Raw genomic sequence first — 11,859 nt, forward strand, 5'->3', positions numbered from 1 at the left:
GCAAAGATGACAATCAATGTGGAGCACGGGAACGTCCGACCGCAGAGATGGTTAGACATTCACCGTTTTGATGGAGTCCAAAATGATCAATATGAAGGTTCTGAGCACCGCCGCGGCTCTGGCGCTTGCGCTGCCGTTGGCTGTGGCGCCGACCGTTTCGTTCGCCCAGTCTGCCGCCCAGATGGGCGCGATGGGCGGCGGCGGTGGTCACGTTGGTGGCGGCGGCGGCGGTGGTGGCTTTGGCGGCGGCGGCCGCGGAGGCGGAGGTGCCATGGGCGGTGGCGGCGGCGGCGGCTGGCACGGCGGCGGTGGCGGCGGTCACTGGGCCGGCGGCGGCGGCGGCGGCGGTTGGCGCGGCGGTGGCGGCTGGCACGGCGGTTACCATCGTGGCGGCGGCTTCTGGCCCGGCGCGGTGGCCGGTGCGGTCGTCGGCGGCGCCCTCGCCTCGGGCGCGTATTACGGCTCCGGCTATTATGGCTACGGCCCCGGCTACTATGACGACAGCTACGGCTATTACGATGAACCGTCCGTTGCCGTGGAGGTGCCGAGTGGCGGCGATGCCAGCTACTGCGCGCAGCGCTACAAGTCCTACGATCCGGCCTCGGGCACCTATCTCGGCTATGACGGCCGGCGGCACCCCTGCCCGTAATGGAGGCTTGAATTCCTAGTTGCAAGGGCGGCGCCAGCGCCGCCCTTTTTCATGTTCGCAAGTCTCATGTCCGCAAGGCAACCGCGACGGCTACGAAGGTCACCACGAGCGCTGCGATGTCGCTCGCGCTGAGCGGCTCGCGCAACATCGCCGCTGCAGCAAGCACGCCGACGACGGGGACCAGCAGCGTGCCGATCGACGCGGTCGCCGCCGGCAATCGCTCGAGCGCGGCAAACCAGCAGACATAGCAAAGGCAGAACTGGATCAGCGTCATGTAGATCATCGACGCCCAGCCGAACTGCGACAGCGCGGCGAGCTGCGGCTGCTCGATCAAGACGCCGATGATCGCGATCGGCACGCAGCCGATCGCAAGCTGCCAGGCCGCCAGCGACAGCGGCGGCATCGCGAGCTTGAAGGATTTGGTCAGCACCGTGCCGAGCCCGACGCAGATCGCGCCGGCGAGCGCGAACAGAATCCCCGGCAGCTTGCCGAGGCTCGCGTCGATGCCGCCGCCGCCGATCAGCGCCGCGATCCCGGCGAGCGCGACGCAGAGCGCAAGCGCACGCGGCAGCGACACGCGCTCGCCGAGCACCGGCCAGGCCACCAGCGCGACCCACACCGGAATCGTTATCCCGAGCACGGCCGCCTCGCTGGCCCGCAGCCAGATCAGCGCGAGGCCCATGGACGCGACCCAGCCGCCGATCGCCAGCGTCGACACCAAGGCAAGCCGCAACCACATGCCGTCGGGCACGCGCAGCGTCTGTCCCCGCACCAGCGCGACCAGGCCGAGCGCAACCGCGCCGACCACGCCGCACAGCCCGCGCGACGACAGCGGCGGCCACTCCGTGAGCAGGAACTTCATGATCGGGAAGTTGAGTCCCCAGCCGGTCGAGGCGACCACCAGGAATGCGAGGCCAAGCGGGGCGCGGCCGGCGACGGGAACTGCGGTCATGGACCTGTCGTAAAGGGGATGGACAAATACAGGTGATGTGTCACGGCTAGCTGGAAATCCGCTTGTCAGCAAACAGCATATGCATTCTATGATACAGACTTTCCGTCTAGGTTCCGCCTTAATTGACGAACAGGCCAAGCGAGTCGCCGGCACGCGAGGCCGTTAGAGAGAGGATGCGTCGTGCCGAGCGTTCTCGTGGTTGATGACGACCCGATGGTGTGCGTTGCCATCGAGGTGTGCTTGCAACGCCAGGGCTTCGAGGTCACCGTCGCCGATGGCGGTGAAGCCGGCATGCGCGCGCTGGAGCAGGCCACCTTCGACGTCATGCTGGTCGACGTCTTCATGCCGCATATGCGCGGGTTCGAGGCGATCCGCGTCTTCCACGAACGCGCGCCCGATATTCCCGTGATCGCGATGTCCGGCTATGCCTTCGCCAATGCCGACCGCGCGCCGGACTTCCTGCGGATGACGATCGAGCTCGGCGCATCCGCCTGCCTGCGCAAGCCGTTCACCCCGCAGGCGCTGATCGCCGCCGTTAACGAATGTCTTGCGAAGTATGCACCTTCCGCTCGTCTTTCGAAATAATTGCTCGTACTAATCGTCGATGGCTTCCCAGCGTCTCATTCTCGGCAGCGGCCTTGCGATCCTCCTCGTCATCAGCGCGGCGTCGATCGGGTTGGATGTCAAATCGCGCAGCGAGATTGATTCGGTCGATCGCACCCTCAGAATCCTCAAATGCATTTCGGATGCGCGTCCGCTGCCGCGGGGCGTCGAGAGCGCGGCGCGCGGTTTCGCGCTGACCGGCGACGCCTCCTTCGCCGACGAGTTTCGCGAGCAGAGCGCAGCCCTCACCGCCGCCTTCGACGAACTGATGGCCGCGGTGAAATCGGCGCCCGCGGAAGCGCAGCTGATCACGGGCACCAGGGCAGAGGTCGAACGCGCCATTGCGCAGGGCGCCGAACTGATCCGGTTGCGCACGGCGGGCGACACGACCGGCGCCGCGGCGCTGATCTCCGCAGGCGAGAGCCGCGCCCTGATGGACAAGGTCGGAGGCGCGCTCGACCGCCTCGTCACCGAAGAGCGCCGCCTGCTCCGGATTCGCACCGACCAGTCGAAGACCAACGGGCGGCTGCTGCTGGCGATCGACCTCGCCGGCGTGGCGATGATCCTGCTGCTCGCGGTCGCGCTGACGCTGACGGCCCGGCGCGCCAGCCGCGAATTGCAGGGCGCGCTCAGCGCGACCAAAGCGACCAATCTGTCGCTCGAGGGCAAGGTCGCCGAACGCACCAAGGATCTCGGCGCCGCGCTCGAGGAACTCCGCCGTTCCACCGCGGTGATGGAAACCACCTTCCGCACCATGGCGGAGGCAGTGCTGGTGATCGACGGCGCCGGCACCGTGCTGCTGTCGAACCCGGCCGCCGAGAAGATGCTGCGCTACAAGCCGGGCATGACGGTCCGGCAGCTGCGCGCCATGAGCAACGTGTTCCAGGCCAACGGCGTCACGCCGATGAAGGCCGACGACATGCCCTCGGCCAAGGCGCTGCGCGGCGAGGAGTTCGACGGGCTGGAATTCGTCGCCCGGCCGGTGCGCGGCGCGCCGGAAATCCACCTCGTGGTGTCGGGCCGACCGCTGCGCGACGACGACAACACCGTCACCGGCGCGGCGCTGATCTATCACGACATCACCGCCTCGCGCGAAACCGAGCACAAGCTGCAGCAGGCGCAGAAGCTCGACGCCATCGGCAAGCTGACCGGCGGCGTCGCGCACGACTTCAACAACATGCTGACGGTCATCACCGGCACCACCGAGACCCTGGTCGACAGCCTGCGCAGCCAGCCCAAGCTTGCGCAAACCGCCGAGCTGATCGACCGCGCCGCCGAGCGGTGCCGTGAGCTGATCCAGCATCTGCTCGCCTTCGCGCGCCGCCAGCCGCTCGAGCCGCGCACCGTCGACATCAACGGCACCGTGGTCGACATCGCCAAGCTGCTGCGGCCGACGCTCGGAGAGCAGATCGAGATCAATTCGGTGCTGGCGCCCGACGTCGCCAGCGTCCATATCGATCCGTCGCAGCTCGCCAATTCGCTGCTCAACATGGCGATCAACGCCCGCGACGCGATGCCGAACGGCGGCAAGCTGCTGTTCGAGACCAGCAACATCGTGCTCGACGATGCCTATGCGGCCACCAATCCCGACATCACGCCGGGCCGCTACGTGCTGCTCGCGGTCAGCGACACCGGCACCGGCATGTCGCACGCGGTGCAGGACAAGGTGTTCGAGCCGTTCTTCACCACCAAGGAAGTCGGCAAGGGCTCCGGCCTCGGCATGAGCATGGTCTACGGCTTCGTCAAGCAGTCCGGCGGCCACATCAAGATCTACAGCGAGGAAGGCCACGGCACCACGATCAAGCTCTACCTGCCCCCTGCCCGCGGCCAGGTCGAGGTGGAAGCGCCCGCGCCGGAGCCGGTGCGGCGCGGCAGCGAAGTCATCCTGGTGGTCGAAGACGACCAGCTGGTGCGTAACTATGTGGTCACGCAGCTGGGCAGCCTCGGCTACAAGACCATCGCCGTGCCCGACGCCCGCGCCGCACTGGCGCTGGTCGACAAGGGCGAGAAGTTCGACCTCCTGTTCACCGACGTGATCATGCCCGGCGGCATGAACGGCCGCCAGCTTGCCGATGAGGTGCAAAAACGCCGCCCCGGCATCAAGGTGCTCTACACCTCGGGCTACACCGAGAATGCGATCGTGCATCACGGCCGCCTCGACGAAGGCGTGCTGCTGCTGGCCAAGCCCTACCGCAAGGCGCAGCTCGCCGGCATGCTGCAGCAGGCGCTCGGGGAGTGATTTGCCGGACTACATCGCGCAGCGCGAATAGCTCAACTGCATCCCCGTCATATCCGGGTCGGTGAAGATTCTCGAAATGTTGTCTTGATCGACGATCTTCAGGTGAAGCTCGATGGCGGACGTCATGATGTCGGACGCGCAGAGCGCCCGGAGCTCGATCGAATCGCCGATCTCTTTTCGCGACTTGATGACACAGTGCGCGGCCGAGCCTCTGATCGCCTTGTCGTCGGCAACGAAGCCGCCGCCGAACTCGTCGGAAAACCTGGCGAAGCTGATCTGATTGCCCTTCTTGACGAAGATCTTACTGCACTGATCGGCGTTGGTTGCCCAGGCGCCGTTCAAATCGAATGCCTTCGCCTGAGAGGGTAGCAGAGCTCCCGTGCAGGCCAGGAGGGCGCATAATCTTGCCGTTCGCCGAGCAGACATTTTAGGGCTCCTTCAGCCAAAGCGAATTGCTTCCAGTCGCGGCAGCTTGCTCCAGTCCAAGCATATTACCGGCGGGCTCGACGACGGCACTTGAGATAGATCAACGGTGAAGGGGTGTCGACCGAGCAGCTACCTCGTCGCCAGCGCGACGCCGGCGAGCGTGAAGAGCAGCGCGACGATCTGGCTCGGCCCCAGCGGCTCGTGCAGCGCGACCGCGGAGGCCACCACGCCGATCACAGGCACCGCCATGGTGCCGATCGCCGCGACCGAGGCCGGCAGGCGCGCGAGCGCGGCAAACCACGCGACATAGGCGACGCAAAACTGGATCAGCGTCGAATAGACCAGCAGCCACCAGCCGACCGTCGTGATGCGGTCGAGATGCGTGGTCTCGATCAGGAGGCCGACGATCGCGATCGGCACGCAGCCGAGGCCGATCTGCCAGGCCGCGGCCGGGATCGGCGGCATCACCAGCGGATATTTCTTTGCCAGCACGGTGCCGAGCGCAAAGCCGAAGGCGCCGCCGAGCGCCATGATGATTCCCGGCAGCTTCTCTTTGCTAGCGCTGATGCCGCTGCCGCCCATGATCGCGGCGAGGCCAGCAAAGGCCATCACCAGTGCGATGGTGCGCAGCAACGTCGGCCGTTCGCCGAGCACCGGCCAGGCCAGCAGCGAGGCCCATACCGGCATGGTGTAGGCGATCAGCGCGGCCTCGCTCGCCGGCAGCCAGAGCAGCGCCAGTCCCATCAGCACCATCCAACCGGTGACGTTGAGCGCCGCATACAGCACGAGCCGCGGCCACAGCCGTTTCTCGACCTGCAGGCTCTGGGCGCGGATCAGCGCCAGCGCCGCCAGCAGCACGGCGCCGATCACCCCGGTGGTGCCGCGCAGGGTCAGCGGCGGCAGCTCGCTGAGCAGGAACTTGGTGGACGGCCAGTTGAACCCCCAGCCCACCGAGGTGATGGCGAGGAACATCAGGCCGGCGGGCGCAAGGCGCAGCCGCGCTTGAGGCTTCTGGACTGTCATGGAACCCGGCAAGGGTGTGAAGAGGATGTGAGTCGGCCTCACCTTGCCCGCGATTTTGTCGCCCGACCATCACGGCTCTGACATGCCTGATCCGTAGTTTGCCCGTAGGCTTACGTGAGTCCCCAAAATTCAATCCGGCAGCGCGAATAAAAACTTCGCCTGTGAACAGCGGGGCGAAGCTCCGATCCACAGGCGATAGGAATATTTTTGGCTTGGGAATCCCTGAGGACTCACCGATAGTTGGCTCGATCACAGGCGCGGCACCGACCCCTGTTATCCCCCTCTTTCCACCATATTTAGTGTTTGATTCAGAAACTCGTACTAGTCCTTGACGGGCGTGACAGACATGGCCTAGCTTTCAACCTGTTCGGCGCGAGTGTGTTTGGGTCCCCGCCGGTCGCTCCCACAAGGGTTCCAAAATGACCACTCCGCCAGGCCTTCGGGCCGCGGGTGAAGGGCTTCTCTGCCCTGATTTTGGCCACTGTCGGGACGACGGAACGGGCCGCGAAGGACCCGGAAACAGAGGCCGTAACCGGCCCGCAAAGAAGCGTACGCGTGACGTGTCGCGTGAAGCGTTTTGGGGCGTTGAATGCATGACCCGGAGCACCCGACCAGTCGGGCGGCGCGCCGGGACGATGCCGCCGCAGGGCCGGTCATACCGGCGCCCAGCGGATGAGAGAAAACAGGCCGGATCCACCGGCTGAGCTGCGGACGACGGGAGGCGTGCTGACGCGTGTTCCCTCAAGTCCGCGAACAGATAACATTCCGGCACCTGCGGGGAAACGTGGGGCCGGGCAGAAGAAGAGACGGGGCTCGACCATGCGAATCGAACGACGCAACACCACCAGCGGACAATCTCCCTATGCCGGGATCAATTTCCGCCTGACCACATCAGAGATCCGCAATCCGGACGGCTCGGTCGTGTTCCGCGCCGAGAACGTCGAGGTTCCGGAGTTCTGGTCGCAGGTCGCCTCCGACGTGCTGGCGCAGAAGTATTTCCGCAAGGCCGGCGTCGCCGCGCGCCTGAAGAAGGTCGAGGAAGAGACCGTGCCGTCCTGGCTGTGGCGTTCGGTGCCGGACACCGACGCGCTGGCGGCGCTGCCCGAGAACGAGCGCATCGTCGGCGAGACCAGCGCCAAGCAGGTGTTCGATCGCCTCGCCGGCTGCTGGACCTATTGGGGCTGGAAGGGCGGCTACTTCTCCACGGAAGAAGACGCCCTCGCCTTCTTCGACGAACTCCGCTTCCAGCTGGCAAAACAGATGGTCGCGCCGAACTCGCCGCAGTGGTTCAACACCGGGCTGCACTGGGCCTATGGCGTCGATGGTCCCGGCCAGGGCCACTATTACGTCGACTGGAAGACCGGCAAGCTGACAAAATCGAAGTCGGCCTATGAGCATCCGCAGCCGCATGCCTGCTTCATCCAGGGCGTCGGCGACGACCTCGTCAACGAGGGCGGCATCATGGACCTCTGGGTGCGCGAGGCGCGCCTGTTCAAGTATGGCTCCGGCACCGGCTCCAACTTCTCGAGCCTGCGCGGCGAAGGCGAAAAGCTCTCCGGCGGCGGCCGCTCGTCCGGCCTGATGAGCTTCCTCAAGATCGGCGACCGCGCTGCGGGCGCGATCAAGTCGGGCGGCACCACGCGCCGCGCCGCCAAGATGGTGGTGGTCGATGCCGATCACCCCGATATCGAGACCTATATCGACTGGAAGGTGAAGGAGGAGCAGAAGGTCGCCGCCCTCGTCACCGGCTCCAAGATCAACCAGAAGCATCTCAAGGCCGTGATGAAGGCCTGCGTGAACTGCGAAGGCAGTGGCGACGACTGCTTCGATCCGGAGAAGAACCCGGCCCTGCGCCGCGAGATCAAGCTCGCGCGCCGCAACCTCGTGCCGGACAACTACATCAAGCGCGTCATCCAGTTTGCCAAGCAGGGCTACAAGGACATCCAGTTCGACACTTATGACACCGACTGGGATTCCGAAGCGTATCTCACCGTCTCCGGCCAGAACTCCAACAACTCGGTGTCGCTGAAGGACGATTTTCTGCGCGCGGTGGAAACGGATGGTGACTGGAATCTGGTGGGCCGCACCACCAGGAAGGTGACGAAGACGCTGAAGGCCCGCGACCTCTGGGAGAAGATCGGCTACGCCGCCTGGGCGAGCGCCGATCCCGGCCTGCACTTCAACACCACGATGAACGACTGGCACACCTGCAAGTCGTCCGGCGACATCCGCGCGTCCAATCCGTGCTCGGAATACATGTTCCTGGACGACACGGCGTGCAACCTCGCTTCCGCCAACCTGCTGACGTTCTACAGCACGACCACCAAGCGGTTCGACGTCGAGTCCTACGAGCACCTCTGCCGGCTCTGGACCATCGTGCTCGAAATCTCCGTCATGATGGCCCAGTTCCCGTCGAAGGCGATCGCCGAACTGTCCTACGAATTCCGCACGCTCGGCCTCGGCTTTGCAAACATCGGCGGCCTCTTGATGACCATGGGCCTGCCCTATGACTCGAAGGAAGGCCGCTCGCTGTGCGGCGCGCTGACCGCTGTGATGACCGGCATCGCCTACAAGACCTCGGCCGAGATGGCGGCCGAGCTCGGCACCTTCCCCGGCTACAAGAAGAACGCCGCGCACATGCTGCGCGTGATCCGCAACCACCGCCGCGCCGCCCACGGCAATGCGTCAGGTTACGAGGCGCTCTCGGTCAACCCGGTGCCGCTCGATCACGCCTCCTGCCCGCAAGCTGACATCGTCACCCACGCCAAGCTGGCCTGGGACGACGCGCTGGCGCTCGGCGAGGTCAACGGCTATCGCAATGCCCAGACCACGGTGGTGGCGCCGACCGGCACCATTGGCCTGGTGATGGATTGCGACACCACCGGGATCGAGCCCGACTTCGCGCTGGTGAAGTTCAAGAAGCTCGCCGGCGGCGGCTACTTCAAGATCATCAACCAGGCAGTACCATCCGCGCTGCGCGCGCTCGGCTATCGCGAGAGCGAGATCGCCGAGATCGAGGCCTACGCCGTCGGCCACGGCTCGCTGTCGAATGCGCCGGGCATCAACGCCTCAACCCTGAAGGCAAAAGGCTTCACCGATGAAGCCATCGCCAAGGTGGAAAAGGCGCTGCCGACCGCGTTCGACATCAAGTTCGCCTTCAACAAGTGGACCTTTGGCGAAGACTTCATCCGCGACCAGCTCGGCATCGGCGCGGAAGCCATTGCTGCGCCGGGCTTCGACCTGCTCCAGGCCGTCGGCTTCACCAAGCGCGAGATCGAGGCCGCCAACGTGCACATCTGCGGCGCGATGACGGTGGAAGGCGCCCCGCACCTGAAGGCCGAGCACTACCCTGTGTTCGACTGCGCCAACCCCTGCGGCAAGATTGGCAAGCGTTACCTCTCGGTCGAGAGCCACATCAGGATGATGGCGGCCTCGCAGCCGTTCATCTCGGGCGCGATCTCCAAGACCATCAACATGCCGAACGACGCCACGGTGGAGGACTGCAAGTCCGCCTACCTGTTGTCGTGGAAGCTGGCGCTGAAGGCCAACGCGCTGTACCGCGACGGCTCGAAGCTGTCGCAGCCGCTCAACTCGCAGCTCATCGCCGACGATGAGGACGAGGACGATGCGGTGGAAGCGCTCTACGAGAAGCCGATGGCGGCGCGTGCCGCCCAGGTCTCGGAGAAGATCGTCGAGAAGCTGGTCGAGCGCATCGTCGTGATGCGCGAGCGCGAGAAGATGCCCGATCGCCGCAAGGGTTACACCCAGAAGGCGGTGGTCGGCGGACATAAGGTTTATCTCCGCACCGGCGAATATGACGACGGACGGCTCGGCGAGATCTTCATCGACATGCACAAGGAAGGCGCGGCGCTGCGCTCCTTCATCAACAATTTTGCGATCGCAGTATCCCTGGGTCTGCAATACGGCGTGCCGCTGGAAGAGTATGTCGACGCCTTCACCTTCACCCGCTTCGAGCCCGCAGGTCCCGTGCAGGGCAACGACTCCATCAAGTACGCGACCTCGATCCTCGACTATGTCTTCCGCGAGCTCGCGGTGAGCTACATGGCGCGGTTCGATCTCGCCCATGTCGATCCGAACGAAAGCGGCTTCGACGCGCTCGGCAAGGGCGTCGAGGAAGGCAAGGAGCCGGATGAGGCCCCCGCCCAGCACCAGGCGACCAAGTACCTGTCGAAAGGCCTGACCCGGTCGCGCACCGACAACCTCGTCGTCATGCGCGGCGGCTCGGCCGCGGTGAGCCAGGGCGCCGACAACGCGCCCGCCGGCAACCGCGTCACCGCGCTGGCCTCCCACGGCGCAACCTCGCGCGGCGCCTCCGATACCGTCGAAGGCGCGGTCGCCCTGAAGCAGGAGGTCAGCCACGACCTCTCACCGACCGAGAAGCTCGAGGCATTGAACTGGAGCAAGCCCGGCACCGCCGCAGCCGCCGCCCCGTCCAAGGCGGAGCGCCGCGCCGAAGCGAAGGCCAAGGGCTACGAAGGCGAGATGTGCTCGGAGTGCGGCAACTTCACGCTGGTGCGGAACGGGACCTGCATGAAGTGCGATACTTGCGGGTCTACGACGGGGTGTTCGTGAGACGGCAGGCTTTGTGAGACAGCAATAACGGCGCATTTGCGCCGTTATTGACTTGGCGGAACAAAGCATGAATAGTGCGAAGCGTACTACAGGTTGTACATCAAAACCGCGAGTCAGACTGTGGCACTAACAAACGCCTACGTATTGCCGACCAACCGCATTCCCGACCTACTCAGAAAAATTCAAGACGGTCAGGTACCAGCTCGATTCACAATTCAGTTGCTCAAAGATTGGGGTTTCACCTCGACCAACGATCGGGCTTTCATACCTCTTCTGAAGGCCATCGGATTTCTAACAGCCGACGGAACGCCAACTCAGAGATACTCAGAGTATAGAGACCATTCTCAGTCGAAGCAGGTGCTTGGCCAAGCTATCCGCGAGGCTTACTCGGACATCTTTCTTATTAAAGAGCATCCGACGACGGCGGACAGGAGTGCCATCGAGGGCAAGTTTAAGAGTTATCACAACGCTAGTGACAATATTGCAGCCCTAATGACGCGGACTTTCTTTGGACTCCTGTCGCAAGCCGACATTTCAGCAACCCCGCGACAGAGTATAAAAATCGAGCTCCCATCGGAGAATGACGTTCGTGAAGAATCACTCCAAGGCGAGAGCGTTGCCAAGTCAATGAGCTCTCTAAGCCGGAGCCTACATTACAACATCCAAATACATCTAGCTTGCTCCTGCGGCCTTTTGGAATTCCTTGATCGGGATCAACGGCAACAACGCCTGTTGATCCGAGGTTTGCAAGATGACCACCATAGCCGATCTCAAAAAGCATTTTTTGAAACTGTGCGCCGACGAAGAAGCGGATGTCCAATGGTGTGACGTTCCGTCGAAGGCGTTGGCACTGAGCGGTGAGCTGGAATTCATCCTCACGCCGCACATCACGTCAGAGGTTGCCTATGCGGTCGCGATGCACGAGTTGGGCCACATCAAGAGCCGTGACCAATCCACCGATCAGATCGGGCGCGAACGCGCGGCTTGGGACTGGGCGCGGCGCAACGCATTGATGTGGACTCCACACATGGCAGGTTATGCGGCTGCTTCGTTGCGGTGGTACGAAGCGCAGCGCCGCCGCTCGATGTAACAGTGACGAGTCCCCAGACTCGTGTGACGCTCCGTCATTGCATCCAACCGTGACGGAATCGGACATTGCTGCTATCCTTTGATGGACTTGGCGCGGGCCCCTGTAATGAAAGAGGCCGCCAACTGAGGATGGCGGCCTCCACCGGACCCTCTCAAAATGGAGAGGCCCTCCGTTGCGCAACGAGAACACAATCCGGGTCTGGCCAGCCCTCGCAACGTATTTCAAATGATGCCTTGCTTGGTGGCCTCGGCCTTTGATGGACGTCAAATCATTGCCGGGCTGCC

At 64.2% G+C, this 11,859-nt stretch carries 9 protein-coding genes; 6 read left to right on the forward strand and 3 right to left on the reverse strand.

Annotation, left to right across the window (positions count from 1 at the left end):
* The first annotated feature begins 82 nt into the window (after window positions 1-82).
* The gene (locus E2I15_RS08345) at window positions 83-649 is read left to right on the forward strand and encodes a BA14K family protein (RefSeq protein WP_137483502.1); all 567 of its coding nucleotides are present in this window, start codon (window positions 83-85) and stop codon (window positions 647-649) included.
* A 64-nt stretch (window positions 650-713) separates the two neighbouring features.
* Here the strand turns inward: E2I15_RS08345 and E2I15_RS08350 are convergent, their stop codons facing one another.
* Window positions 714-1,601, reverse strand: coding sequence for a DMT family transporter (locus tag E2I15_RS08350; RefSeq protein ID WP_137483503.1), 888 nt, complete (start codon window positions 1,599-1,601; stop codon window positions 714-716).
* Window positions 1,602-1,781: 180 nt separating this feature from the next.
* Here E2I15_RS08350 and E2I15_RS08355 point away from each other — a divergent pair, with 180 nt between their 5' ends.
* Both E2I15_RS08355 and E2I15_RS08360 read left to right on the forward strand, forming a co-directional pair.
* Complete coding sequence (locus E2I15_RS08355) at window positions 1,782-2,186, forward strand: response regulator (protein WP_026192708.1); 405 nt, start codon at window positions 1,782-1,784, stop codon at window positions 2,184-2,186.
* A 19-nt stretch (window positions 2,187-2,205) separates the two neighbouring features.
* Window positions 2,206-4,443 (forward strand): CHASE3 domain-containing protein, encoded by a 2,238-nt coding sequence (locus E2I15_RS08360; RefSeq protein WP_137483504.1) that lies wholly within the window; start codon window positions 2,206-2,208, stop codon window positions 4,441-4,443.
* A gap of 9 nt (window positions 4,444-4,452) precedes the next feature.
* Here E2I15_RS08360 and E2I15_RS08365 read toward each other — a convergent pair whose 3' ends face one another.
* Window positions 4,453-4,785 carry a hypothetical protein gene (locus E2I15_RS08365; RefSeq protein WP_246729374.1) on the reverse strand — a complete coding sequence of 111 codons (333 nt, stop codon included), beginning with the start codon at window positions 4,783-4,785 and terminating at the stop codon, window positions 4,453-4,455.
* Window positions 4,786-4,998: 213 nt separating this feature from the next.
* Complete coding sequence (locus E2I15_RS08370; protein ID WP_137483506.1) at window positions 4,999-5,892, reverse strand: DMT family transporter; 894 nt, start codon at window positions 5,890-5,892, stop codon at window positions 4,999-5,001.
* A gap of 819 nt (window positions 5,893-6,711) precedes the next feature.
* Between E2I15_RS08370 and E2I15_RS08375 the strand changes: the two genes are divergently transcribed.
* From E2I15_RS08375 to E2I15_RS08380, 3 genes are all read left to right on the forward strand, one after another.
* The gene (locus E2I15_RS08375; RefSeq protein ID WP_137483507.1) at window positions 6,712-10,485 is read left to right on the forward strand and encodes a vitamin B12-dependent ribonucleotide reductase; all 3,774 of its coding nucleotides are present in this window, start codon (window positions 6,712-6,714) and stop codon (window positions 10,483-10,485) included.
* 120 nt (window positions 10,486-10,605) lie between these two features.
* Window positions 10,606-11,313: a DUF5343 domain-containing protein gene (locus E2I15_RS39820; RefSeq protein WP_170991806.1), complete on the forward strand. Its 708-nt coding sequence runs from the start codon at window positions 10,606-10,608 to the stop codon at window positions 11,311-11,313.
* Window positions 11,237-11,575 (forward strand): hypothetical protein, encoded by a 339-nt coding sequence (locus E2I15_RS08380; RefSeq protein WP_137483508.1) that lies wholly within the window; start codon window positions 11,237-11,239, stop codon window positions 11,573-11,575. The genes E2I15_RS39820 and E2I15_RS08380 overlap by 77 nt, the downstream gene beginning before the upstream one ends.
* The last annotated feature ends 284 nt before the right edge of the window (window positions 11,576-11,859 follow it).

Origin of the sequence: Bradyrhizobium sp. BR2003, assembly GCF_009720285.1 — a bacterium.
Taxonomy (GTDB): domain Bacteria; phylum Pseudomonadota; class Alphaproteobacteria; order Rhizobiales; family Xanthobacteraceae; genus Bradyrhizobium; species Bradyrhizobium elkanii.

What these genes read in the sequence shown, in the direction of transcription:
- E2I15_RS08370 (WP_137483506.1), bottom strand. Translation starts at nt 5,892, where the DNA reads ATGACAGTCCAGAAGCCTCAAGCGCGGCTGCGCCTTGCGCCCGCCGGC.
- E2I15_RS08345 (WP_137483502.1), top strand. Translation starts at nt 83, where the DNA reads ATGATCAATATGAAGGTTCTGAGCACCGCCGCGGCTCTGGCGCTTGCG.
- E2I15_RS08380 (WP_137483508.1), top strand. Translation starts at nt 11,237, where the DNA reads ATGACCACCATAGCCGATCTCAAAAAGCATTTTTTGAAACTGTGCGCC.
- E2I15_RS08375 (WP_137483507.1), top strand. Translation starts at nt 6,712, where the DNA reads ATGCGAATCGAACGACGCAACACCACCAGCGGACAATCTCCCTATGCC.
- E2I15_RS08360 (WP_137483504.1), top strand. Translation starts at nt 2,206, where the DNA reads ATGGCTTCCCAGCGTCTCATTCTCGGCAGCGGCCTTGCGATCCTCCTC.
- E2I15_RS08350 (WP_137483503.1), bottom strand. Translation starts at nt 1,601, where the DNA reads ATGACCGCAGTTCCCGTCGCCGGCCGCGCCCCGCTTGGCCTCGCATTC.